At 57.3% G+C, this 25,832-nt stretch carries 14 protein-coding genes; 8 read left to right on the top strand and 6 right to left on the bottom strand.

Going from position 1 to position 25,832, the window contains the following annotated elements; translation table 11 throughout:
- Positions 1–165 precede the first annotated feature (165 nt).
- A complete protein-coding gene (locus HMPREF2894_RS00970) occupies positions 166–798 on the bottom strand; it encodes a M48 metallopeptidase family protein (protein WP_049341880.1) in 633 nt (210 codons plus the stop codon).
- Entirely contained in the window at positions 782–2,761 is a 1,980-nt protein-coding gene (locus tag HMPREF2894_RS00965) for an ATP-dependent helicase (RefSeq protein WP_070677454.1), read from the bottom strand. The genes HMPREF2894_RS00970 and HMPREF2894_RS00965 overlap by 17 nt, the downstream gene beginning before the upstream one ends.
- 362 nt (positions 2,762–3,123) lie before the next feature.
- On the opposite strand from HMPREF2894_RS00965, the gene HMPREF2894_RS00960 reads away from it, so the two are divergent.
- Positions 3,124–4,080 (top strand): phosphotransferase, encoded by a 957-nt coding sequence (locus HMPREF2894_RS00960; RefSeq protein ID WP_246826993.1) that lies wholly within the window; start codon positions 3,124–3,126, stop codon positions 4,078–4,080.
- Positions 4,081–5,096: 1,016 nt separating this feature from the next.
- Here HMPREF2894_RS00960 and HMPREF2894_RS00955 read toward each other — a convergent pair.
- The 4 genes from HMPREF2894_RS00955 to HMPREF2894_RS00945 all read right to left on the bottom strand — a co-directional run bounded on the left by HMPREF2894_RS00955 (position 5,097) and on the right by HMPREF2894_RS00945 (position 16,112).
- Positions 5,097–9,848 (bottom strand): ATP-dependent DNA helicase, encoded by a 4,752-nt coding sequence (locus HMPREF2894_RS00955; protein WP_070677450.1) that lies wholly within the window; start codon positions 9,846–9,848, stop codon positions 5,097–5,099.
- A gap of 79 nt (positions 9,849–9,927) precedes the next feature.
- Positions 9,928–13,818 carry a UrvD/REP family ATP-dependent DNA helicase gene (locus HMPREF2894_RS00950; RefSeq protein ID WP_070677448.1) on the bottom strand — a complete coding sequence of 1,297 codons (3,891 nt, stop codon included), beginning with the start codon at positions 13,816–13,818 and terminating at the stop codon, positions 9,928–9,930.
- 69 nt (positions 13,819–13,887) lie between these two features.
- Positions 13,888–14,586: a hypothetical protein gene (locus HMPREF2894_RS08990; protein WP_141754518.1), complete on the bottom strand. Its 699-nt coding sequence runs from the start codon at positions 14,584–14,586 to the stop codon at positions 13,888–13,890.
- Complete coding sequence (locus HMPREF2894_RS00945; protein ID WP_070677446.1) at positions 14,583–16,112, bottom strand: AAA family ATPase; 1,530 nt, start codon at positions 16,110–16,112, stop codon at positions 14,583–14,585. Before HMPREF2894_RS00945 ends, HMPREF2894_RS08990 begins: the two co-directional genes overlap by 4 nt.
- 360 nt (positions 16,113–16,472) lie before the next feature.
- Here HMPREF2894_RS00945 and HMPREF2894_RS00940 point away from each other — a divergent pair, with 360 nt between their 5' ends.
- The 7 genes from HMPREF2894_RS00940 (at position 16,473) to HMPREF2894_RS00910 (ending at position 25,788) form a co-directional block, all read left to right on the top strand.
- Positions 16,473–17,168: a 3'-5' exonuclease gene (locus tag HMPREF2894_RS00940; RefSeq protein WP_049353292.1), complete on the top strand. Its 696-nt coding sequence runs from the start codon at positions 16,473–16,475 to the stop codon at positions 17,166–17,168.
- Positions 17,169–17,319: 151 nt separating this feature from the next.
- Entirely contained in the window at positions 17,320–18,687 is a 1,368-nt protein-coding gene (locus HMPREF2894_RS00935) for a threonine/serine exporter family protein (RefSeq protein WP_049327652.1), read from the top strand.
- 210 nt (positions 18,688–18,897) lie between these two features.
- Positions 18,898–20,247, top strand: coding sequence for a glutamate-1-semialdehyde 2,1-aminomutase (hemL, locus tag HMPREF2894_RS00930; RefSeq protein WP_070677444.1), 1,350 nt, complete (start codon positions 18,898–18,900; stop codon positions 20,245–20,247).
- A 31-nt stretch (positions 20,248–20,278) separates the two neighbouring features.
- Entirely contained in the window at positions 20,279–21,460 is a 1,182-nt protein-coding gene (locus HMPREF2894_RS00925; RefSeq protein ID WP_070677442.1) for a sugar dehydrogenase, read from the top strand.
- A gap of 156 nt (positions 21,461–21,616) precedes the next feature.
- Positions 21,617–22,786 (top strand): transcriptional regulator, encoded by a 1,170-nt coding sequence (locus tag HMPREF2894_RS00920; RefSeq protein ID WP_246826992.1) that lies wholly within the window; start codon positions 21,617–21,619, stop codon positions 22,784–22,786.
- 196 nt (positions 22,787–22,982) lie between these two features.
- Positions 22,983–24,605: an ATP-dependent nuclease gene (locus HMPREF2894_RS08890; protein ID WP_168165465.1), complete on the top strand. Its 1,623-nt coding sequence runs from the start codon at positions 22,983–22,985 to the stop codon at positions 24,603–24,605.
- Complete coding sequence (locus HMPREF2894_RS00910) at positions 24,598–25,788, top strand: hypothetical protein (protein WP_168165464.1); 1,191 nt, start codon at positions 24,598–24,600, stop codon at positions 25,786–25,788. The genes HMPREF2894_RS08890 and HMPREF2894_RS00910 overlap by 8 nt, the downstream gene beginning before the upstream one ends.
- Positions 25,789–25,832 lie beyond the last annotated feature (44 nt).

The raw sequence follows: 25,832 nt of genomic DNA, 5'->3' as shown, positions 1-25,832 counted from the left end.
AAGCTGAGCGAAGTAACGCTGAGCGGCAAAAGTAAATAGCTGACACCTCGAGCGGGGGTGGCTTGTGTATTCACAAGCTACCCCCGCTCGAGTGTTTCGTTTGGTTTTTGCTTCTTTGATTTTCGGGAAGCGCTTTAGCCAGCTGGATTTTAGCCGGAGAGATTTTTAGCCGGCGCTGTTTTCGCCGTGCTCGCCCCGTTCGCCCTCAGCCCGCGAGCGCCCCAGCGCGTACCCCTCCAGGTAGGCCTGCGCCCGCAGCAGCTGCGGGTAACGCGCCTCCAGGGCACGGAACGCCGCCGAATGATTCGGCTGCTGCAGGTGGCAGAGCTCGTGGTGAATCACCGAATCCAGCACGTACTCGGGCACGCCCTGCAGCTCCGAGGAGATGCGGATCTGTGTGTTCGCGTAGGTTGCCGAGCCCCAGCGCTGACGCTGGTTGCTCACCCAGCGAATCGACAGCTTCTCGAGCCTGCCCGAGGCAACCAGCTCCGGCAGGTTCTTCTGCGCCAGGTGCAGAGCGCGGGAACGCAGGTACTCGTCCGTGACCGTCAGCTGCGTGGCACGCTCACGGCGCGCGGCACGACGCTGAATGCGCGGCAGCAGGCGGGCAATATGCTCGTCAATCTCTTCGCTCGTACTCGCGGCGGGAATGAGCAGGCGGTAGGCGGGGTTGCCGTGCTCATCCACACCGTCACGCTGCATGCTGATGGTGCGGGTGCGGCGCGCCGAGCGGACCAGCTCAATCTGCGGGCGGTCCTCGGTGGCGGGCAGAATCTCACGCTTAAAACGCTGAGCCATAATCTCCTCTTCCCTTCGACGAACGGCGGGGCTGTGCGGCACGGGGCTGAGTCGAACGAGGCTGAGCCGAACGATCCTGCGCCGAGCGAGCCTGTGTTGAGCGTGCCTGGCTATACGAGGAGCCGGCGCTCTCAGCCCTGCGGCGGCGCTTCGCCGGATCAATATCGTCCAAGAAACGCGAACGCTTACGCTGACCGCGACCGCCCACGGTGCGGGTCATCGTCCAGGTCAGCCACAGGTACTTGCGGGCGCGCGTAATGCCCACGTACAGCAGGCGGCGCTCCTCATCCACCTCGTCCGGGGTGGTCGCAAAAGTGATGGGCATGAGGCCCTCGTTCAGGCCGCACAGGAACACGGCGTCCCACTCCAGGCCCTTAGCCGCGTGCAGGGAGGCGAGGGTGACGCCGTTGACCTGCGGTGCGTCATTGAATTCGCTGCGGTGGTTCAGGGTCGCCACGACCTCGTGCATGGTCAGCGGCAGCGGCTCGGGCACGCCCGGACGCGGGTTCGCGCGGTGCTCCTGAAGCTGCTCTTCACGGTTCTGCGCCATCATGTCCACCATGTGCACCAGGGCGGCGAGGGACTCCCACTTCTGGCGGGTGGCGCCTCCCGAAAGGGGGCCTTCCTCCTTATACCCGAGGCCGCCGAGCACATCGCGGGTGTAGCGGGTGACGTCCTCGGTACCGTCCGTGGACTTCGCCGAACCGCGCAGGGCAAGCATCGCCTGCTTGACCTCGGGGCGTTCAAAGAAACGCTCCGCGCCGCGCAACTGGTACGGAATATGGGCGGTAGCCAGCGCCGACTCAATCGCCGCCGATTGCGCGTTCGTGCGGAAGAGCACCGCAATCTCCGCAGGCGGCACACCGTCCTTCTCAATCAGGTCGCGGATATCCTCGGCAATACCGGCCGCCTCCTGTTCATCATCCGCGTAGCCGAACCACTCCACGTCCACGCCGGGGCCGCGCTGAGACATCAGCTCCAGCGGCGGCGCCCACGAATGAGGGCTCGAATCGGGGTGCGGGCGACGCGCCGCCAACAAACGGTTCGCCAACTCCACCACCTGCGAATGGGAGCGGTAGTCGCGGGTCAGCTTCACCGTGTGCGCGCCACGGTACCGGCGCGGAAAATCCAGCAGGTAACGGCTGGTTGCACCGGTGAAAGAGTAAATCGTCTGGGAGGCATCGCCCACCACGCAAATATCGTTGCGGCCGCCCAGCCATACATCCAGCAGGCGCTGCTGTAGCGGGGAGACGTCCTGGTACTCGTCCACCACAAAGTGGCGGTACTGGTTGCGGACGGTCGCGGCGAGCTTCTCGTTCTCCTCCAGCATGGCAATGGTCAGCAGTAGAACGTCCTCAAAGTCGATGAGGTTACGCTCATCCTTCAAATCCTCGTACGCCTGGAAAATACGTTGCATATTCTGCGGGGTAATCGCCGAGGGCAGCTGCTTCTCGCTCAGGCGCTGCATGATGGTGTCCGGGGTGAGCAGCTGGACTTTCGCCCACTCAATCAGCGACGCCAAATCACGCAGCAGGGAACGGTCCGTGCTGATGCGCAGACGGTTCGCCGCCTCCGTAATGAGCGTTGCCTTATTCTGCACGATGGACGGGAACGTACCGCCCACCACCTGCGGCCAGAAATACGCCAGCTGACGCAGCGCCGCCGAGTGGAAGGTACGCGCCTGCACGCCGTGCGCACCCAGCTGGTGCAGGCGGGTGCGCATCTCCTCCGCAGCACGCAAGGTAAAAGTCAGGGCGAGTACGCGCGGGCCCTGGTAGCGGCCAATCGCAATACCGTAGGCGATGCGGTGCGTAATCGCGCGAGTCTTACCGGTACCCGCACCCGCCAGCACGCGCATGGGGCCGTCCAGCTCGGTAGCGACCGCACGCTGATCCGGGTCAAGCCCGGCAAGAATATCGTCTGCGGAGATCATATGCTGAGGCTGCTGAGGTGTGGCGGTCATAATGCTCCATCAGTAAGGCGGGCGGTACGGGCAGGTGGCAGGCGCTCGCGCTAGCACGTGAACATACGGACGTGCGGGCGCGCGAGGCGGTGATAGCCGGTCTTCCATTGTATTCTCCCAGACCTCACCACGACCTCTTAGCTGTTGTTTCTTTCATTCAGGGCGTGAGGCGACAGGCAGATAGCGGAACCACCGGGAGCCGGACGCAGACAACCGCCACCGAGTGCATTTAGGCTTGTCCACAAGTATCTTCACCACTTGGCATAAAGATCCCAAAAACTACTAAACGGCACACATTGGTTTGGTAACCTTAACCCGTGACTTTATCTCCCCTTCAGCTAGCAGCCATTGTCTCCGCCGGAGTGCCCGGGATCTACCCCGTCGGCGCCGAACCGGTCCGCGAAGACAGCGACGACTTCGACTCGGCAATCATCGCCGACTCCACCGGTCGCCGCTGGCGAGTCTGCGCCCCGCGCCGCCCCGACGCCAGCATGCGCCTCGAAGCTGAACACCTCATCCTGCAGTCGTTCAGCCCCGGCCTGCGTGCCCGACTGCCCTTCGCCGTGCCCACCGTCGCCGGCACCGTACCGTACGCTGGCGGCAACGTGTTCGTGTACACGCATATCCCCGGCACCATCTACGACGTAGACCAGCTCGCCAAGCTGAGCCGCCGCGAAGTTGCGGCGAACCGCCCCTCCCTGGCATCCATCATCGCCAAGGACATCGCGACCCTGCACGTGATGCCCGAAGACATCATTTACGAAGCCGACCTGCCCTCCTACTCTTCGGAGCAGATTCGCCTGCGCAAGAACGCCGAGCTCGAGCGTGCCGCCGCAACCGGCAAGGTGCCCGCCGACCTGCTCGCGCACTGGCGTACCGTGCTTTCCCCCGGACCCATGTGGCAGTTCCGCCCCCGCGTGGTCCACGGCGACATGGGCACAGAGAACCTCGTACTGCACGTGACTCCTACGGAGGCGCGCATCGTGGAGGTCACCGGCTGGTCCGATGTGCACGTGGGCGACCCCGCGCAGGACTTCGCTTGGCTGTACTCCTGCCAGGACATCGACTTCACCGACGAGGCAATCGAGGTGTACCGCCAGCAGATGCCTCAGCTGCCCGACGCCTACCTGGCGCAACGCGCGAACTTCTACGCGGAGTTCGCAATCGCCCAGTGGCTCACTCACACCGTGGAGGTTGGTGACCGCGACGGCGCAACCCACGCAGTGTCCATGCTCCTGGACATTCAGGACGACCTGCGTGCCTCCGGCGAACTGCTCGGACAGGAGGAGGTCGGCCCGCTAGTCGGCCCCACCGAGTAGGTATTGGGTCGGGTAGCTGTTAGGTTGCTACTTACCGCATAGGTTTTCGGTTCAGCTAGATTTTCAGTTCAGCCCCGCAGTACTGCGCTGCGGGGCTGAACTGTATCCGCTGGGTTTTATATCCACTGGCTCGCGCCCGGCGAAATCAGCTCTACTGAGTGTCTGTCAAACCGGCGGAATGATGCTTATAAGGGCTAGTGGAGGGGCTTTTGACGGCTTTTTATCAAAATTTCTTTAAGTGTTTCCCCTCACCTTTTGAGCACCGGTTTTGCATTTTTGTGCATGAATGACTCAGATTAAGGCTGAGACTTGAAGGTGCGCTAAAGGTGCCATTCACAATATTTCCCTGGTGCAATTACACCACAAACCCACAAAAACCAACTTTTGGTTTTGAGAGTCCACAGAGCCTCAACTTCACCTTGAACTATGCTCAAAATAGTGCATTTTAGGGTAAAAACTTTGCCCGTAGATTTTTTCAAAAACTCCTGGAATACTTTTGCTGTGCCGCGAGAATACCAGCGGACACACTCCCCATAGCGCACTGACCAGCGCTGATATCGTGGCAGCGATAAATTGGGGAGACAGATTGGACGGGACCCTGACCGGTCATGTCAGACCCGAGCCGGATTCATGCACCGCGCAACCAATCACCGATGGCAGAAATCTATAGAGTTACTTTCGAGGTTGTGTTTGAGAGTAAAGACGCACGCAAACCCCACGGGGCGCCGGCGGCGCGAGTGAGGTCGCGAGAGCGGCAGTCGTTCGGCGCGATTCTTTCCCGGAGCGTGCGAGGGCACGAAGTACCTCTATAGTTCTTCAGCGGCTGAGGACGCCTCTTACCCTAATGCAGTGGGGTAACGAGGCGTCCTCTGCCGTTAACACGAAAAGTCCACACAGAAAAGCAGCTCACGAGACGTAATGCCTCCGTGAGCTGCTTTTCTATATGCGGTTAATAGCTCAAGCTAACGCGCGAGCGCATGTCTCCGCCGCCTAGCCTTGCCGCTTAGCCTTGTTGCTTAGCCCTTACGCGCCTCACGAATCACCTTCGCCAGCTGCGCCTCCGTGGGCAGGCCGCCGCGAATCTGGTGATCCCACACCTCCGCAACGCCCTTGCCGCCCAGGTACACGAACACGGTGCTGATACGCTCCGGGTCCACGCCCATGATGCGGGAGAACGCGATACGGTACAGGCCAAGCTGGAAACGTCGAGACTGCATGGTCGCCATCTTCGGGCGGGAACCGCTCTTCCAGTCCACCAGCACCCAGCGTTCGCCGTCCTCGTCCTCGGTACGGAACACCGCGTCGATACGGCCGCGCAGGCTTACACCCTCGATGTGGGTTTCGACCGGGTACTCGACCGCCCAGATGCGCTCCTTCCACTCATCGCTGCCCCACTCGCTGGTGGCGAAGCGCTCCCAGAGGCGCTGAACGGAGGCGTCCAGTTCGCTCTCGGACTCCTCGAAATCATCCTCGAAGGTGAACTCGCCTTGTTCCTGCAGGTCAGCCGGATCTACAGAATCAGCAGGCGGGGCGGAGGCGGCAGCGGAACCAGGCAGGTCAACGCCCACCGTGTCCTCCGCGTCGGGTGCCTCCAGCGGGTCGGCGCTCGGCGCCACCCCGAAGTGCTCCTCAATTAGCGCGTGCACCGCAGTACCAATCGTTGCCGCACGCGAGGGACGCTGAGGCACCGGGCGCATCAGCTGATGCACCGTGCCCTGTGGGTCCTCGCTCAGGCGAATGAACGTGGACGCGGACAGGTGTCCGGGCAGCTGATCGGTCAGCACCGGGTCGGTCTGGCCCATCATGAGCAGTAGCAGGTCGGCTTCGCGTTCCCAGTCCACCGCCTGCTGGCGCAGGGATTCGGGAATGGCGGACTCGCCGTGTACAGCGAGTACGGCGGGTGCAGGGTGGTTTGCGCTCTCCCCCGCTACATCCCCGCTCTGGTGCAGGTCATCCTCCCCCGCGCCGACAGCGAGCTCCACCGCCAGGGCGGCACGCTCCACCGCCTCGCGACGGCTCGAGGAGTTAATCGCAATCTCACGTTCCAGCTGCTCATGCTGGCCGCGGCGAAGCACCGCCTCCGTGCCCCGGTTGAGGGCATCGTCAGAAGCCCAACGCCAAATCACGGGGCGCTCCAGCGGGTCAAAAGGCCACATGGCGGTCAGCACCGCACCCAGGTTCGGGTTCCTGTCCTCGTAGTTCTTCTGGGCGAACTGGCCGCGCACCTCAATCGGCAGCGCCGCCGCCACCGTGGGCGAGAAACCGGGCTGAGGCGGTTGCGCCTCACGCCATTTCTCCCGCTCGGTGGCTGCGATAATCCATTCGGGCACCGGCAGGTTCAGGCGGGTACAGTTCTCCGCCACGGTGCGTGCTCGTGCGGAAGGAGCCGCCAGCTGCCAATCCTGCGCGAGGGCGGGAGCCATGGCCTCAACCAGCGCCCATGCGTAGCGTTGCACCTGCTCGGCGTAGGTTGCCCGAGCGTTCGCGCTCGCCTCCGCCTGTGCGGGGGTGAGCTCGTCGGCGTCTACGGGGTAGAGTTCCAGAGCCTCCAGCAGTGCCGCCTCATCGGGGGCAGGCGACAGGTTCGAGGGATCCACGACCGTACCGTGCACCAGGGTCACCGGCTCCACCAGACGGTACTTCGACTCAGCCAGCTGCTCAGCCCAGCGGCGCACATGGTTCAGGTGCACCTTCTTGCGCTTATCGGCGGGGTTCGGCATCGTGTACGACAGGCCCATACCCACCAGCTGCGGCGCCGCCCAGGGGGTATCCATCGTCTCTTCGAAACGCACAGAGGGCGCGTCTACCGTGGGGGTGCCCATGTCGAAGAGCGACTTGAAAAGCATCTCCATCAGCTCCTCCCAGAAGGGCTGCACCGGCAGGGGGAGCATAGCGGCGCTCTTCCAGCGGTAGGCGCTCAACGCCAACAGGTTGCGGGCACGGGTCATCGCCACGTACATGAGGCGGCGGTCCTCCATGCCGGCATGCTCGGCGGCATCATCCTTATGCTCGGCCAGGTAGTCTTCCAGGTCCTTCGCCTTCTCGAAGGCGGTAATCTCCTCCGGGGTCTCAAGGATCGACGGAAGGTACTCGCGGTCGCCACGCAGCGGCCAGGGCAGAGCCGTGCTAGCCGACACCTGCCACAGGTTCGGGGTCTGCCCGCCGGTCGCGCTACCGCACAGGCCCGGCAGAAGCACATGATCCCACTCCAGGCCCTTCGCCGCGTGCATGGTCATCAGCTGCACCGCGTTCGGGTCAGGTTCCACAGCGCCCAGCGCCAGGCCCTTCTCCTCGTCATCGGCACGTTCAAGCCACGCGAGGAAGCCCATCACGTAGCTCACGCCGCCCGAAGACAGCAGGAAGCGGCGCGCACCCGGGTCGCCCTCCTCCGCGCTCACGCCGTCAGAGCCGGCGTAAATCATCGCGTTAATACGCGGCGCCGACATACCGTAGGCGGCGGCAACCTCGTGAAAAGCGTCCAGGTTCGCGCGTGAACCCAGCGGGTCGGTACCCGGGCGGACCGCCAGCTCAATATCCAGCAGCATGGTCCGCTCAATTTCGTACAGAAGCGTGCCCAAATCCTCGCTCAAACCGGCACGCAACACGCGCATCTGCTCAGCAAAAGCACGCAGACGCTCCAGCGCCGCCGGGGAGAAACGGCGGCCGCGGTACTGCTCACCGTAGAGAGGTTCGCCGTCCGCGCCGTCCTGCGGTAGGTTCTCCACCGCCTCAATCAGGGAGGCGTAGCCGGAGGAATCCTCCACCGCACCCTTGAGAGTTTCGTCCAGGCGTTCCTGGGCGGCACGCAGGTGCTCTGCCTGCAGGTTGATAGCAGCAGCGTCGTCGGCGTCTTCAGCCTCCGCGAGCATACGCAACGCCATCTGCTCACGCAGGGCACGCTCACGCTCACGCACCAGCGACTGCGCCCAATCACCCAGCGCCAACATATCCGCCGCACCCAGGCGCCACCGTGCACCCGTCAGCAGGCGCGCCAGGGCATCCGAACGGTTCGGATCAGCCAGCACACGCAACGCCGACACCAAATCCACAACCTCCGGTTGGGAAAGCAAACCGCCCAAACCCACCTGCTGCACCGGAATACCCAGACGCTCACATTCCACACGAATCGGGTCCAGCTGACCGTGCACACGCGCCAACACCGCAATCTCAGGCATCTTCAGACGCGGACGCACCGAACCGTCACCGGAACGATGCGCCGCGTAGGCGCGCTCATACTCACGCACCGCCTGCGCGCGCATCGCTACAATACGCTCGGCAATAGCCACAGCCTCCTCGCGGTCAGAGTCGTGGTAGGTCAAATCCACGCGACCCACCATGCCCGCGGCAGCCTGCTCGAAGGCGGGCGAACCGGGCTCCCCCACCAGGGCGCAGCGCGGGCGCAGGTCAGGCACCTGAGCGGCGGTAATATCGCCGTCGGCGGCACGCACCCACTCGGGTACTTCCTTCAGCTTCTCCGCCACGTGGTTCGCCGCGTTCAACACCGAAATGTCGTTACGCCACGCAATGGACAGGAACAGCGGCTGCGCGTGCTCGGTCGGGAAATGACGATAGAAGCTGAACATCTGGCCGTCCGAAGCGCCACGGAAACCGTAAATCGACTGCTTCGGGTCGCCCACAGCCATCACCGGATGCGCCGGAATACCCGCCGCCTCATCGGCACCGTAAATCGAGGAGAACAAGCTCATCTGCGCGTGCGAAGTGTCCTGGAACTCGTCCAGCAGAACCACCTTGAAACGGGCACGCTCACCCTCGCGAATCGCCGGGTCAGTCTCCGCAATGCGGGCGGCAAAACGCATCAGGTCACCAAAATCCAGCACCTGCATGCGCGCCTTCACGCGGGCGTAGCTCATCGCCATGCGCGCGTACACTCGGCGGTTACGCAGCAGACGCTGAACCTTCTGAATGTCCCTCTCAGTCTTCGTCTCACGGCGAGGCTCGGGCACCGCCGCGTACGCCGCCAACTGCTCGGTGCAGAAGTCAATAACCTGTTGCGGCTCCACCAGGTGCTCCGCGCACTCGTCAGAAAGCTGCAGCATCTGGTTAATCATGGTCGCCGCAGACACCGGCACGCCGTCCTTATCGAGGGGAAGCTCTCCCTCCCAGTACTGCACAATCTGCGCGGCAAGCTGCCATTTCTGTGCATCGCCAAGCATCTGCGCGTCCTGCTCCACGCCCAGGCGCAGACCGTACTCCTTGACGAGGTTATTCGCGTAAGAGTGGTAGGTGAGCACGGTCGGGTCAGCGATGCCCTCGCGTAGCTCCTCATCACTCGGGGCGACGCGGCGGCTACGGCGCAGCGTGTTCAGACCGGCACGCATACGGCTGCGCAGCTCGGTTGCCGCCTTGCGGGTGAAGGTCACGCCAAGCACCTCTTCAGGGCGCACAAAACCGTTATCGACCAGCCAAATCACGCGGTCAACCATGGTCGCGGTCTTACCCGAGCCAGCACCGGCAATGACGAGGGTCGGGGCGGGACCCGCCTCAATCATGCGGACCTGCTCGGGGGTCGGCTTCTTACCGTCGGGACCGTTGAGCATCTCGGCAATGTCAAGGGCGCTGCGGTAGTCGGCAGGCTTCAGCGCGGGATCGTTCGCGGCGGCTTCAGCAGAGAAGAGCACGCCGTTGGGCAGCTGCCAGCTATTGTGCTCGCACCACTGGGCGGGGGTGAGCATGCCGGTGCCAGGACCGGGGTTAGTACCGGGGCGTGCGCCGGGGTGAGTAGCGCCATATGCGCCAGAGTCAGTCATGATTCCTCTTCCTCATGGATCATTCTCATGGGAGGTTCGGGGTGAGTGATATCAAAAGTAAACGTAGGGTACGCGGCTACTAGGGCTGCGTCACCTGACGGCCGCGCGTACAAATCGGGCAGATCTCCGGCAGACGGCACCCATAGCCGCCCTCACGGTGACGAGCCTGCACCTGCGAGCCAGCAATCAGCTCCGCGGCGTGCTGCACCAGCTCAGCCGCCCACGAATCGTGCTCCGTCAGGGCCGGCTGAACCTGCAGGCGAGTCTTGCTCTCGTCGTTCACGCCCGAGGCGCCCAACTGCACGAGCGCCGCGCCTGCAGAATGACCCGTGTAGCCGGTGTACTCCAGCTCCTGGGGGCGGGCATCCGGTAGCGGTTCGCCCGCCTCCAGGGCGGCGGCTTCGGCACGGTAACGCTCCTCCAGCTGCTCACCCGCGCCAGCCTCCACTGCGATCTGGTAGGCGGCAAGCTGCGGATGCGTCTCCATCTCCGAGCCGGTCGGCTTAGACTTACCTGTTTTCAGGTCAACAATGGCGTAGCGGCGGGTGCCGTCCTCCGCCGGGGCGGTACCCTCGAGACGGTCCACACGACCGGTGAGCAGCGCATCCAGCTCGCCAACCTCACCGGCGGGGTCGAAGGGTACGGGCACACGCACCGCGAAGGAGCCTTCAACACCGAGGTTCTGCCAGCCGGCGTCACCCATGTGCTGACGGTAGTAGTAGCTCAGGCGCAGAATCATGCGCTTGGCGCGCTCGTAGAGGGCGTAGGATTCCCAGGGCACGCGCTCGCGGTACTTTTCGTCGGTTTCGTCCTCCTTGCGGGCGGGCACGCCGAGGGAGCTAATGCGCTCGTCGAGGGCGGTTTGGAGCTCTTCGAGAGTGCCGGTCGGGTACTCCTCGGCGATGGCGTGAACGAGCGTACCGAGGGAGCGGGACAGGTCGGTCTGGGCCTCGGCACGGGCGGCGGAAACCAGCCAGTCCAGCGGGGAGCTGTGGATGGTTTCCAGGCGTGAGGGCGAAAGCGTAATCGTGCGGCGGCCAGGGTTTTCGGGAGGGTTTTCGGGAGGGTTTTCAGCCTGTTCTTCGCCGTCTTCACCGCGGTTTTCGTCCAGCTCAGCGTGATCTGCCGGGCGGTGCGCAAAGAGCAGCTCCGTGCTAGAAAGCGGCAGCAGACCCCACCACTCGTCGGGTGCGGCGCCGGGTGCCTGGGCGTTCGCCAGGCGCGCCAGAGTGCGGGAGGCTGCGTCGAGTCGGTACGCGGAAGCCTCCGGGGTGAGCGTATCTTCCTCCGGTGCGTTGTGCATCTGCGCGCCGTTCTGCTGTGTGTCCTCCTGCTGGGCGTCTTCGGCACGCATCGCGTTCATCGATTCCTCAACGAGGGTGCGGCGAAGCTCCGCCACGAGGGAACGCAGGGTCGCGGGGCGGCGCACGCGGGTGATGGGCACGTCCGTGGACTCGCCGACCGCGTCGGTGGGTAGCACGAAGTCGAAGAACTCGCCGGGTGCCTGATCGTCGTTGCGTACGGCGGTGAGCACGAGGCGGGTGCTGGCTCGGGTGGCGGCAACGGCGAACATGCGTAGCTCGTCGTGGCGGGTGTCGCGCACGCGTTCGGGGTAGCTGCGGATGCGGGCGGGCGGCACCGGCTGTTCCCCCGCTTGCTGCTGTGCGCGCTGGCGGATGCGCGCATCGCACAGGTCCACGAGGTCGCCGGTAGCCAGCAGGGAGCCGCGCACGGTGGTGTTGGGCCAGGTGCCTTCCTGCAGACCGCATACATATACGGTGCGCCAGGACTGACCGGCGGCAAGCGCGGGGGTGAGAATTTCGACCGCGTCTTGGCGTACGCCGCGGGCGGCGAGGGTGTCCATGGGCAGGTCCTGCGCGTCGATGAAGTCGAGGAACTGTTCGGCACCGGCGCCGCGCATCTGCTCGTCGAAGCGGTCGGCGGCTTCGAAGAGGCCGACCATGGCGTCAAGGTTGCGGTGGGCGGCATCGGCGTCGGGGCCTGCGTTACGCGTCTGGGCGACCCAGACCTTTTCGAGGCCGCTGGCTTCCCAGAGTGCCCAGAGCACTTCGGTGCTGGTGGATTCGGGGCGCGCGAGTGCCTTGCGTCCCGCGGAAAGCACGGCGGCGATGCGGTGCACGGCGCGCCCTACGCCCTCTTCGGGGAGGGTTTCGGGGTGTAGCAGGGCGCCGAGGAGCAGGTCGTCGCTGGGTCGGTGGCCGCCGCTTTGCAGTTCGATGGAGCGCAGCTGCTGGCGGAGTCGTCGCACGTCCATGCTGGATGCGCCACCGAGTCGGGAGGTGAGCAGGGTGATGGCGCTCTGCGCGCCGCCGAGGGGGTTGGCGCGGCTTTCTTCGGCGATGACGTCGTTGAGGCTTCGGCGCATGAGCTCTTCAGCTTCGGTGGCGCTGAGGGTTTCGTAACCGCCGTGTTCCCCCACCTCTGTACCTTCTCCAGCAGGCATGTGCACGGCGGGGTTCAGCGCCTTCTCGCCGCGCTTGCGGGCGTAGACGAGCAGGCTGAGCGCATCGAGGAAGGGGCGCACGGCGGGTTCGTCGCGCACCGGCACGAGCGCCGCGGAGGTGCGCGACGGAATACCGTTCGAGGAGAGCACTCGGCGGATGCGCGCCACGTCCGCACCGTTACGCACGATGATGGCGGACTCGCGGTAGGGGTGGTTGCCGTAGATGCGTTCTTCGAGCAGCATTTGGGCGATGAGGTTCGCCTCGTCCTGAGAGCTAGAGAGCGCATACTTATACACGCCGGCGGGTGCGGTGCGGTAGTGTGCGGGGTCGAGGATTTTGCCGTCGGCGCCCAGGTGCAACAGCGGTTCGTCGGCGGCGCCCCAGGTGAGGGCTTCGTCGGCGGGGGTGGTGTTGATGCGTCCAAAGGTTGCGGGCGCACCGTTCTTTACCCCTTCCAGTACACCGTTCTTCGACCCCTCCTGCGCGCCGTTCTTCGCCCTTTCCTGTTCGGCGGTGAGCGGCACGAATCGGGTGTAGCGCGGCAGGCGGCGGCGAATGTCCGCCACGAGCGGCATCATGAGTGCGGGCAGGCGGTATGAGGTGGTGAGCGTGCGGGTGCGCATGCTAGGGAAGCTTGCCTGCAGGGTGGTGACGAGGTCGGGGCGGGCGCCTCGGAAGCCCTGGACGACGGCTTCGTCGCTGTAGGTCATGACAACTTGGGGGCCTTCAGCGAAGAGGTCGGGGTGGGTTTCGGTCAGGTGCGCGGCGTCTGCGGGGGCGACTTCTGCGGCGATGAGGCGTAGCAGTCGGTAGATGGAGGGGCTGAGTTCCTGCACGTCGTCGATGAGGATCAGGTCGTAGCGGCGGCGTTCTTCGGCGAGGAATTCGGGGGCGCGCAGCAGTAGCCGGCAGGCGTCGTTGATGAGTACTGCCGGGTCGTAGGCGTTTTTGGCGCGGAGGGCTCGCACGGCACGGTATTCGGTGTGCAGTTGGGCGAGGGCGTGCCAGGCGGGCTGGTTGTGTTCGGTGGCGAGGGCGTGTACATCCTCGGCGGTGAGGTCGTATTCTGCCATGCGGTCGAAGAAGTCGCGGATTTCGTGGCGGAATCCGCGGGTTGCGAGGGCGTCGCGGAGTACGTCGGGCCAGGCGGGTCCTGGTGCGATGCCTTCGGCGTGGTTGGCGAGTAGTTCGCCGATGATGACGTCTTGTTCGGGGCCGGAGAGGAGTTTGAGGTTGCCTTCTACACCGCTGAGTAGCCCCCGGGTTTGGGCTCGTTTGAGCAGGTCGAAGGCGTATGCGGCCCAGGCGCGGGTGGGCGCTACGGAGAGGCTTCGGTCGCTGGATGCGGCGATGGTGTCTCGCATGCGGGTCGCGGCGGTGCGGGTGGGTGCGAGGATGAGCAGGCGGGCGGGGTCGTTCCCGTCGGCGAGGTAGCGCAGGGCGCGTTCGGTGAGGTGGTGGGTTTTACCGGTTCCGGGGATGCCGGTGAGAAGTTGGGTTGTCATGGTTTCAGTCTATCGGGTGGGCGGCGGGTACGCCCCGCCGCCCGTCATTATTCTCCTCTCGAGAGTCCTCTAGTTGTTATCTCCATACAAAACTTTGGTCCAATAAATCTCCACGCACTCAGAATCACTGCTCAAGAGGAGGTCTGCAGGACCAAACTTTGCAAAATTATCCGGAGTATTTTCAATATTATTAGACTTAACATTCCTATTTCGAGGAGGTCCAACTCTTCGCTTAGGAGCCCCGGCACCCACATATTTATTTTTGCCATTTATACGATTGGGAGCACCAAGACCATAAATGCAAACATATCGAATTTTATATCCATGAGATTCATATTCCTTATCACACCATCGACACGGAGAGCCGCAAGAGTCATCACTTTTACCCGAAACAAAAGTTTTAATTAAAATCTCACAATATTTCAGGAACGCCTCTCCCCCCTTCAGTTGGCTTACAATATCGGGGCGCCTCAGAGTGTTCCAGCTACCCGTTCCTTTTAGTTCAATAACGCAAGCAACGGAATTATCGGGGTCAATAATTAGATAGTCGGGGCGTTTTGCCTGCGAATGACAACTTCCAAAAATAGAATCCACATTAAAGTGTTCGTCTATCCCAATCATATATGCCCTTTTCGATATACCTCTAATCCGAAGAGTATATCCAGGGTAATCCGGACGTGCTGGCTCCTTAAGAAAAAAAATGCCATCAGCACCACTTGGCAAATTAATTACCCCTCTATCGAAAAGATTTTCAAATAGAGTAATCATTCCAATCCCCAGTAGATATAATCTTCCAATTTATTCATTTCATCTATCACATCGTTAAATGAATCCATTTTAATTCCATACTCATTAGTTTCAACCTTGAATAGAGTATTAACTTTAGTCTTCCTCTTATTTCCTGGAACAAGGACACCATTAATTCCCGTAACACAAACATTCACTTCTTTATAATTAAGCAACATGGATTGGTCATACTCTGCGACAAGATCATTATCATGATCCATCTTACCCCACACGGAACGCAGGTGAATTAGATAGTTCAACTCTCGAAGAATATACTCGCTATGAGTTGTAATAAGAACATTAATACCAGCTCGTGAAATCATAGCCAGCAGGCGCGCCATAAAACGTTGGTTCTTGGGATGTAAATTCAATTCGGGCTCATCGATAATCAGCAAATCCCCCTCTTGAGCGTAGTATCGGAGAAATAACCACAAATCTGCCAGTGCCCTGACCGAGCTGGAAACTTCATCAATACCAAACTTTTTACGCGGCATTCTAGATGAAAAATAACCAATAGATGAACCAGAATATTTATACTCACCCTCACTAATCTTCAAAAAATATTGAAGAATATTTTCATGTTCTTGCTTAATGTAGCTATTCTTTTTCACTACAGTTCCAATCTTGGTCATAAAATCAATATTAGCTTGAACCCCAGAAGCGTATTCAAAATCATATTTAGGGTCAACCAATTCATCGTCATTAAACAAGGAGTCAAACAAAACTCTATTTCTGCTATTACCGCGATTTTTTGCTTTTGAAACTATTGAAGTAACAAATTTTTGTCGAGCGAAAACTAAATCCTCCCTGAAAGTCACAATACCAGTCCTCTCGGCACTTGAAATATATGGACGAGGAAAAAGTGCACGAAGGACATGTTGAACAATCATATATGACATACTTCTATTAAACGCATCAATTAATTTTTTTTCATAATTGGAAAGGATCGGTAATCCGGCACCCGAGATGTCTCCAAAGTTAAAATAAACACCGAAATCACTCTTCCTTTTTTCAACAAGAACAGGCATAAATTGAACGCCGCTATTTTCATTATTCAGAGAGGTAGGAATACCGACGGTAAAGCTCCACTCCGAATCAAAGATTTTCTTAACATCTACTTCATCTATTTGAATAGATAGAGAGCTGTTGGCAAATTTTGATTCTTCGGCCGCATATATAGCACCCAAGTTTTTTGAATAAACATCACATAGATTATTCAAAACGTCCTGAAGAATTGTTACTCCATCCGATAACTCTCCATAGTAGAGATTCAAATCAATTTTTAATTCTTCAGACTCTATAAGATCATTTAAATTAATTGGGGTTTTCTCTACTTCAGGGTGGTGTAGCATAGATTCAAAGATTTCCTCCCACCCACTCAGGAAACCAAATAAACTATATGTAATATACGTCTTTCCAGTATTATTCATTCCACACACAACATTGAATGAATCAAGAGAATATTCAGCATATCGGATGGGCCCCATATTCTCAATAAAATATTTCACAACTTCCTCCTTGAAATAACTGCATAAATTCATATTTAAAAATACTATAAAATGAAGATTTAGTATAAGTGTTAGAGATGGAACCTTCACGTTCCAGAAGATGAGTGACTAAAGGATATAACATCCCTATGCTACATGATATTTCACTGTTATTCTCTTATATTCACCCTCTAGCCCTGTCTTCCAGTCTCAAAATGAATACAAATATTTTATGGGTTCTACCAAGAATCTGTTCTGATTCAGGTTCGTTACAGCTAAAAACGTAGCCGATATCTACGACAACGACCTCTCCTCTAACTATGGTTTAGCCGCGTGACCACCGGGCGCGCGCCTGCACCGCCGCTGGGTTAGTCTTATAGCATGACCTGGATGAACGGCCTGCGCGCCACTTTTGACCTTGAAACCACCGGTGTGGACGTCACCACCGCCCGCATCGTGACTGCTTCCCTGATCCTGCTGGACCCTCAGGGTAATGTGGTGCGCCGTGGCGAGTGGCTGGCTGACCCCGGCGTTGAGATTCCTGCCGGTGCCGCCGCCGTGCACGGTATTACGACTGAGTACGCGCGTGAGCATGGCCGTCCCGCCCGTGAGGTCGTGTGGGAGCTTGCCGGCGCGATTGGTGCGCTCAATATTGATGGTGTGCCGATTATTGCGTTCAATGCCGCCTACGATTTTTCGGTGCTGCACCACGAGATGCTGCGCCACAATATTGCCAACGGCGAGCTGCCGCCGGGTGTGGTGCTCGACCCGTATGTTCTGCATAAGCACGTGATTCCGCGTAAGCGCGGCAAGCGCACCCTTGAGGTTCTTGCCGCCGAGTACGGTGTCTCCCTGGAGAATGCGCACACGTCCGCTGATGATGCCCTGGCGGCGGAGCGTCTGCTGGTGAAGCTGACCGAGCAGTTCCCCGAGGTTCTCAACGTGGATGCGCGCCAGCTGCACGAGCAGCAGATTCAGTGGGCGGCGGAGCAGGCGGCGAGCTTCCAGGCGTGGTTGCGAACGCAGCCGGGTAAGGAATCTGAGGTCATTGACGGCCGCTGGCCGGTGCGCCGATAAAACTGCGCCGCTAAAAACCTAGGCAGCATCCCCAAACACCTCTCCTTTACTGACGGGCTGACACTATCCCCGCAGGGGCTTCTCCCCTATGCTAGAAGGTAACCGCACCTACACGAATAGCACGTGAATAGCACGACCCGGAAGGCCTCTCATGGATGATCAGCCCCGCACTACCGAGCCGTACCCTGACACTAATACGCGCAGTATTTATCTGGGGTCTACCCGTCTGGCTCATGAGCACCTGGTGGCGCAGTCGCAGGTGGTGCTCCGCCTGGGCCGCATCCTGATGAAGTCGGGTGCGAGCGCATACCGTATTAAGGCGTCGATGGCGCGTTTGGCAAAGGCTGTGGGTCTGAAGGAGCACCACGCGCAGGTGACCTTCACCGAGATTTCGACCTCTTCGTACACGGAGGGTAACTTCCGCACCGAAGTGGCCGAGCAGCGCACCATGGGCATTAACGCTCATAAGCTGGATCAGTTGGGTAAGTTCATTTCTGAGCTTCCTGAAAAGATTACTCCGGCGGAGGCGAACGCCGAGCTGGACCTTATTGATTCGGCGAAGCCTCTGTACACCCGCTGGATGTTGGCGCTGGCGTCGGCGGTGGCGTGTGCCGGGTTCGCGTTCCTGAACCGTGGCGGTCTGGTGGAGTGCACGGTGGTGTTCTTCGCGGCGGGTGCCGGCCAGTTTTTGCGTTCGACTCTGCTCAAGCGCGGGGTGAGCCATTTGGCAACGTGGATGGCGTGCGGCTTCCTGGCGGCGGGCCTGTACATTGCGCTTGTTAATGTGCTGGTCGCGGCGGGTTGGATTAGCCCGAACCATATGATTGGTTTTATTTCGTCGGTACTGTTCTTGGTGCCCGGTTTCCCGATGGTGACGGGTATGCTCGATATTTCCCGCATGGACTTTTTGGCGGGTATTTCGCGTCTAACCTATGTGGGTTTGTTGTTGCTGAGTGCGTCGTTTGCGGTGTGGGTTTTGGGTTCGCTCTTCCACCTGCCGTTGGCGGCTCCTGCGCCTCTTAACCTGGATCCGACCCTGTATTTGGTGTTGCAGGTGCTTTCCTCGGGTGTTGCGGCGGCTGGCTTCGCGATGCTTTTTGCCGCTTCCCCGGTGGCGTGTGTGTGGGGTGGCGTGATTGCTGCGGTGGCGAACCCCGTCCGTATTCATATGGTGGAGGCGGGCATGCCCGCGCATATGGCAGCGACGATTGCCGTGTTTGGTGTGGGTATTTTGGCTGAGATTGTGGCGCCGCTGCATCAGCGTAAGTACACGCGTATTTCCCTGTCGGTTCCGGCGGTGGTGACGATGGTTCCGGGTGTTCCGTTCTACCGTTCAATGTCGCATTTTGCCAGCGGTGACATGTACTCGGCGGCGAGCGGTTTCGTGCAGTCCCTGCTGATTTTCATGGCGTTGGGTATGGGCCTGGCGTTTGTGCGTCTGCTCTTTGATAAGAACTGGCTGTTCGATCAGGACACTCAGGTGCTCAACCGCCTGGATACTGACCGGCACCTGCGTTAGCGCGTTGCGCATCCTCTCTGTTCTCTAACTTGTCTGTTGTGTTTTATCGTCACCTTTCGGTACGTTCAGGTGCTTGTCACCTGCGGTTCATCTGTAGCGCCTATGATGGTTAGGGTACGGGACGTTAGTAACGTGCGGGCTCTGTCGCCTGCCGTGCGTCGTCCCTTGTAATTCTTTAGTTCGCCGTCTCGTTTGAAAGGCACCGATACGATGACTTCCTCTTCTACTCACCCGCTGCACCACGAAGCCAGCGAGAAGCTGTTTGAGCGTTCTCGCGCGGTGATTCCCGGCGGCGTGAATTCCCCGGTGCGCGCCTTCAATTCTGTGGGCGGCACTCCTGCGTTTGCGGCGAAGGCTAAGGGCGCGTACCTGTACGATGCGGACGGCAACGAGTACGTTGACCTGGTCTGCTCGTGGGGCCCGTCGATTCTGGGTCACGCGCATCCGCAGGTGGTTGAGGCGGTTCAGCAGGCGGCTGAGCGCGGCCTGTCCTTTGGTGCGGCGAGCGCGCCGGAGGCTGAGCTGGCTGAGCTGGTGGTCAACCGTATTAACGCGGTGATTCCTGGCGCGATTGATCAGGTGCGTATGGTGTCCACCGGTACTGAGGCGACCATGACTGCGATTCGTCTGGCGCGCGGTGTGACCGGTCGCGACAAGATTATTAAGTTTGCGGGCTGCTACCACGGTCACGTGGATGCTCTGCTCTCTGAGGCTGGTTCGGGTGTGGCTACCCTGGCGCTGCCGGGTTCGGCTGGCGTGACTGCCGCAACCGCCGCGGAGACCATCGTTCTGCCCTATAACGACCTGGACGCTGTGCGTGAGGCGTTCGCGAACCACGAGGGTCAGATTGCCGCGATTATTACTGAGGCGGCGCCCTGCAACATGGGTGTTGTCACCCCCGAGCCCGGTTTCAACCGTGGCCTGCACGAGATTGCGCACGCGAACGGTGCGCTCGTGATTTTTGATGAGGTGCTGACCGGTTTCCGTGTGTCTTCGGCTGGTTACTGGGGTTACGCGGCTCCCGAGGATGGCGGCTGGGTTCCCGATATTTTCACGTTCGGCAAGGTCATTGGTGGCGGTATGCCCATCGCGGCGCTGGCGGGTAAGCGTGAGGTCATGGAGCACCTGGCGCCGGTCGGCCCGGTCTACCAGGCGGGTACCCTCTCCGGTAACCCGCTGTCCGTCGCGGCGGGCATTACGACCCTGACCCTGGCTGACTCCGCCGTCTACGCGCACCTGGATTCGCGCAGCGCCCAGCTGCAGCAGGCGCTGACCGAGGCGTTCAACGCCGCCGGTGTGGACCACTCCATCCAGAACGCCGGTAACCTCTTCTCGGTCGCGTTCGGCACCTCTCAGGAGGGCGTGCACAACTACGCCGACATCAAGGCCTCGGCAACCAGCCGCTACAACGCGTTCTTCCACTCCATGCTCGAATCCGGCGTGTACCTGCCGCCGAGCGCGTTCGAGGCGTGGTTCGTTTCTGCCGCCCACAATGATGAGGCGATGGACCGTATCATCTCGGCTCTTCCGGCTGCAGCCGCTGCGGCTGCTTCCGCGTAGAGTCCGGGGGAAGTAAGGAGGTGAGCCGCTCATGGATTTGAGCGCTCTGGGACTGCCTATGGAGCAGCTACGCGACGTGTGGCTGATCGCCTTCATGGTGTACCTGGGCTTGTGCCTGCTGGTGGATATCGCCTACCCGGTGCCCATCAAGAAGGAGAAGGCAGCCGAACTGTACCTTGAGGTATCCGGTTCGCCCGTTGATGAGGCGCGCCGCGCCACCGCGGAACGCACCGCGATGGGTGCGCCGCTGAGCTCCTCCCGCAAGGGTAGCGCCACGAAGAAGGCGAAGAAGAAGCTGGATTCCATTGAGGGCGCCGGCGTGTTTGGCGGCTGGTTCCACACGGTCATGTACCTGTGGGGCTGGATTGTGGCGGTCTCCATTTTCACCCTGTACTGGGATATTGTGTACGACGGCGTTGTGCTGCCGGCGTTGCTTCTGCCGTTCCTCATGGTGTACCTGGGTGCGCGTATTGGCCGCCGTCAGTGGCGTGCAGTTCGCGGATACAGCAAAGACGACCGTGTGCTGGGCATGCCGCGCATCTACTCGGCGACGCTGGGTAAGCTGAGCGCCCCGTTCCGTGTGCGCGGCACCGTGCCGGGCGTGGAGCCGATTCGTGACGACCGCACCGTCTACTGGGTGCTCAACGGTATTGCGTTCCTGCTCGCCTCGGTCTTCCTGGTTTCGTTGGCGGGCTGGAGCATCGGTGAGGATTGGGAAGCGATTTATATTGGTAACGCGTCTTGGTTCTTGCTGGCGGCGGGCGTTCTGCTGATTATCATATTGCTGATGCGTAGCCGCGATTACGTGCTGTACAACCCGGATTCGTTCCAGGCTGGGCGTCTGCTCCTTCCGGCGAAGTCCCGCCCCTACTCTGAGGTTCGCGCATTCCGTGTGTACCCGAAGAACCCGGACGCTATCAAGCTGAACCCGAAGGACGCGAGCCAGTGGACGCTGGAGATTCTGCTCCCCGGCGGCCGCAAGCACGACTATTCGCTGAATGAGCACCAGATTGATTGTTTGGTGGCGCAGATTGCGTTCAATATTGAGCAGGGACGCTGGGCGCAGCTGGATTCGCCGGCGGACCGCGAAATGTTGGCGAAGTACTTCGTGGACGGCCGCGTAATCTGCACGACCATGGGGTACAAGCCTGCCGGTAAGCATGCGGAGGAGGCGGCACGCCGCGCGTCCTTCCAGAAGGCGCAGTACAAGTAGGCGGACTGCTCTTAACCGCTCTTATACCGCGAGAAGCCACATGTGTTTCGAGAAGCCACGTTTTATGTTGCTTTTCGAAACTCATGTGGCTTCTCAGCATCGTAGACACACCATCACCGATACCCGTAGAGAGGACAACTCATGGAGCTAAGCGCTTTGGGGATACCCCTAGAGCCGTTGCGCTACATATGGCTCATCGCCTTCCTGCTGTATCTGGTGGTGTGCGTAGCAGTCGATATCGCCTACTCCTCAACCATGAGCAAGGAAGAAGCGAGACGGCTGCACGTTTTCTACAAAGGCTCCCCCGTAGACAAAGCGATGAGGTACGCCGAACGCCACTCCCTGGACGGCGACCCGCTCCCCAAACATAAGCTGCGTTCCAACCTCACCCGCGCCAGGAAAGAACTCGATCGCATTTCTGGCGTATCCAAGTTTGAGGCGTGGATGCACGCCGTCATGTACGTGTGGGCTTGCATTATCGCGCGGTCCATCTTTCTGCTGTACAAGGACATTGCCCGTGACGGCATCCTGCTACCGGCACTAGTGTTGCCGTTCTACATGGTTTATCTGGGTGCGTGCTGGAGCCGCTTCATTTGGCGTAGCTCCCGCTACTTCAACCTCGATAACCACACCGCGGGTATGCCCCAAGTCCTGGGCGAAATGCTGAACCGTATTGACGCGTTCTTTGCTCCGCAGGACGCACATCCCCAAGCCAAACCGGTGCGTTCGACGCCTAGACTCTACCTGGGGCTCTGCGTGACCGTGGTGGTGGCGCTGGTGCTGGCGATTATCGTCTTCATCTACTCCCTGGTCGGCTGGACGATTTTGTACACCCCGCCAATGCCTATTGGTAGCGCCTCAATCATGCTGGCGGTTACTGCCTCAGCGGCGTTAGCGTTGCGTTGGCATTATTTGAAGGTCTACCTGCTGTTCAACCCCGATTCGTTCTACGTTGGGCGGCTTTTCCTGCCCGCGAAGAAGTACAGTTACCCCGACATTGAGGAGTTCTGTGTCTTCCCGAAGAACCCTGAACAAATCAAGCCGACCTTCTACGAGCCCTCGCAATGGCAGATAGAAATCAAGGTGCCGTCCAAAATCCCGCCGAACCTCGCTCAGCGCATGCCGTGGCTGCGCAGGCACATTGTGGCGGTGCACGATGAGCGGGTCGTCTGCCTGACCTCCCAGGTCGCGTTCTGCCTTGAGCAGGAACGCTGGGCGGACCTGCGCTCCCCCGCCGACCGGGAGAAACTCGCGGAATACTTCACCAACGGCAACGTTGTGTGCACCTCCCTCGGGTACAAGCCAGTCAGCGAAGAACAAGCATAAAACGGCGAGAAGCCACATGTGGCTTCTCGGCATTAAATGAGGGGAGGGGTTAGGCGTCCGCCTCACATTTTTAGAACAAAAACATGATAAAATCTATTCCGGATATAAATAATTTATCAATCTAGTAACACTTTTTAAACTAAAACAAAAAATTCACCAGATCTTTCGCATAACGATTAGTCGCAAAGGAGCCACCTTGATTACTAAAGTACACATTAACGGATATAAAAAATTTAAAGATTTTTCTTTCATCCCTAATGAAAGGATAAATATCCTTGTCGGAGCCAATGACTCAGGAAAATCTACCCTACTAGAAGCAATTAAATTATGCATTGAAAAAAAATCTGGCTCAGCAAGGGTACAGGACACTCCCAATCCATACTGGTTCAATGCAGAGGGAGTCCAAGAATTCTTTGATGAATTAAATTCTAAAGAAATTAATGATGCACTTCAGACTCTTCCTTCAATATATATAGAAGTACACTTCGATACACCTAATGGGGCTGACCAAATTTTATCCGGGATGCACAATATTAAACAAGAAGAGTCCACAGGAATTTCCTTAACAATTAAATTCAATAAAGACTACGAACAAGAAATAAAAGAATATTTTTCAAAAGATAAAGAAATCCCACCCGTAATCCCCACTGAATACTATTCAATGAGTTGGCGCGGCTTTAGCGGACGTTCTGTTGGCGGAGTAAAATTGCAAAAAATTTTAAGTATTGATTCAAGTTCGATACACTCCTCCAAAGGGCTTGACCAATACACAAAACAGGTCGTAGATGAAAACCTTAGTTTTCAGGATAAAAATGAAATAGCTTTAGAATATCGCAGACTCCATTATTCCCTTACTAGCAGCGCTTTGACTGAAATTAACAAAAGAGTATCAAAAAATTTACCTCCTAGCACGTCAAAAAAGGGCATAGTCCAACTTCAGATTATGGAGTCAGGGGCAAGTACTTGGAACTCCGTCATAGCACCAAGCATTGATAATTTACCGTTCTCCATGGCCGGTCAAGGCTCTCAGGTAATTGCAAAAGTAAGACTTCTCCTAAATAATCCATCCAATAAAAATGAATATATATTTATTGAAGAACCTGAAAATCATCTATCACATACTCATTTGCGAGAATTTTTGACGATTATAGAAGAAACGACTATTGAACGGCAAGTATTTATTACAACCCATAGTCCTTTTGTTTTAAATCGTCTAGGCCTTGATAAATTTATACTCATTAATGGAGATAATACTCAGGTTTTTGAAAACCTCAAAAAAGATACTATTCAATTTTTTAAGAAGGTGTCTGGATTTGATACACTTCGACTTATTCTCGCAGACAAAATTATTATTGTCGAAGGACCAAGCGATGAAATTATATTCAATAAAATGTTCACAGATATGACTGGAAATTCCCCTGAATCTCAAGGAATTGATGTGATGTCCATTCGTGGAGTTTCTTTTGCTAGATGTTTTGAGCTTGCTCATATAGTAAATCGGCAGCTGTTTGCACTCCGGGATAACGACGGTAAGAATGTAAACCATTGGGAAAACAAAATTAAAGAATACCTAAAGAAAGGTCTGAGAAGTATGTATGTAGGTAAGAAGAATGATGGGGTGACTCTTGAGGATCAGATTTATAAAGTCAATCGAGACATCCTCACCGCCGCAGAATACACACCAGAAAATATGAAAGCATCCAAAACAGATACAGCATTAAAATTATCTGAAATGCCTACCTTAAACCCCCCAAAGTACATTAAGGATGCAATAAATGATTTACAAAACTTGTCTAAAACAGGGGAACCGCATGCATAAATTTTTTCATGGCCCTGCTGGGTCAGGTAAAACTACAGATATTGCTAATTTTACAAAAAATTATAAATCTTACGATGAAATATCTATAATCCATTGCTCTAAGGATGGTGGCCGGGAAATCCTAAATATGTTTAATTTAGATGACTTGCGCCCTCAAGAAGACCCTCCAATTAAAAGCTGGCACAGATTCCTTGTTGATTGCATAATAAGACCTTATAGCCCAGCCATATTCCTGGAGCATATGATTTCTGGCATAGATTATCCCACAGAGGCAGAAAAAGATGAATTTAGAACAGGAAAGCATGACCTTAATTATTATAATTTTAAGGACAATGCTTTCACGCCAGAGGGAAAAGTTAAATACTTATATATTGAAATTATCACCTTGCATATCATATCAGAATTCCCGAATTCTATAGTTAACCTCAGTAAAATGTTTCAGTATATAATAATCGACGATGTGCAGTTAATGAGCAACGAGGGACTGAAAATACTTGGACTTTTACTAAATCAGCAGAATGGATGCAAAATACTTTTGTACGGAGATATTCGCCAGATAGGATTAAGAGAAGACACAAAACCATCAGACAATGAGGATATTTCGGATTTTCAATTCTCAAAATCTTGGTTTAAAAAACAACAAAATCTAGAAACCAAAAAATTTGATACAACATACCGATTCCCTCAAAGCATAGCCACTTTTTCTGACTCAATTTTTAAGCCAGATGAAAAATTTACAAATACTATCTCGGACAAAAACTCAACATTAGATCATACTGGACTATTCTATTTATCTGCAGATAATCTAGGGAAATACATTGAAAAATATGAACCCTATATCGTTAGGTATAACAGAGGCTCAAGAAAAGAGTTTGATGACCTAGAACCTGCGTCTTTCTTTGAAGTCAAGGGAAAGGAGTTCGAAAGGCTAGCAATCTTGGCCTCTGAATCGATAGAAAAATTTATATTCGACAAAAAATACCTTGGAGATAAGTCTGCTTCATTATTGTATCTAGCTGTCACAAGGTCGAAATCGTCGGTGGCTTTTGTAGTTAACAAAATACCAAAAGACTTATTATCTAATAATTACATCCGATTCCAGACTGCCCAAAATACTACTCTGCAAATCAAAAGATGGTCTCCAGAAATTTCATATAATGATGACCCTAACTGCCTATTTTAGAATATTGCACCCATTATATAAATATTCTAATCTACATCCGGGTA

The organism is Rothia sp. HMSC066G02 (assembly GCF_001813145.1).
Taxonomy (GTDB): domain Bacteria; phylum Actinomycetota; class Actinomycetes; order Actinomycetales; family Micrococcaceae; genus Rothia.
The sequence above is the reverse complement of the archived record's forward strand: the minus strand, read 5'-3'. Positions and strand labels throughout refer to the sequence as shown.

Excerpts from the sequence above, each read along its gene's own strand:
- HMPREF2894_RS00970 (WP_049341880.1), bottom strand. The coding sequence starts at position 798 with ATGGCTCAGCGTTTTAAGCGTGAGATTCTGCCCGCCACCGAGGACCGC.
- HMPREF2894_RS00965 (WP_070677454.1), bottom strand. The coding sequence starts at position 2,761 with ATGACCGCCACACCTCAGCAGCCTCAGCATATGATCTCCGCAGACGAT.
- HMPREF2894_RS00955 (WP_070677450.1), bottom strand. The coding sequence starts at position 9,848 with ATGACTGACTCTGGCGCATATGGCGCTACTCACCCCGGCGCACGCCCC.
- HMPREF2894_RS00950 (WP_070677448.1), bottom strand. The coding sequence starts at position 13,818 with ATGACAACCCAACTTCTCACCGGCATCCCCGGAACCGGTAAAACCCAC.
- HMPREF2894_RS08990 (WP_141754518.1), bottom strand. The coding sequence starts at position 14,586 with ATGATTACTCTATTTGAAAATCTTTTCGATAGAGGGGTAATTAATTTG.
- HMPREF2894_RS00940 (WP_049353292.1), top strand. The coding sequence starts at position 16,473 with ATGACCTGGATGAACGGCCTGCGCGCCACTTTTGACCTTGAAACCACC.
- HMPREF2894_RS00935 (WP_049327652.1), top strand. The coding sequence starts at position 17,320 with ATGGATGATCAGCCCCGCACTACCGAGCCGTACCCTGACACTAATACG.
- hemL (WP_070677444.1), top strand. The coding sequence starts at position 18,898 with ATGACTTCCTCTTCTACTCACCCGCTGCACCACGAAGCCAGCGAGAAG.
- HMPREF2894_RS00925 (WP_070677442.1), top strand. The coding sequence starts at position 20,279 with ATGGATTTGAGCGCTCTGGGACTGCCTATGGAGCAGCTACGCGACGTG.
- HMPREF2894_RS00910 (WP_168165464.1), top strand. The coding sequence starts at position 24,598 with ATGCATAAATTTTTTCATGGCCCTGCTGGGTCAGGTAAAACTACAGAT.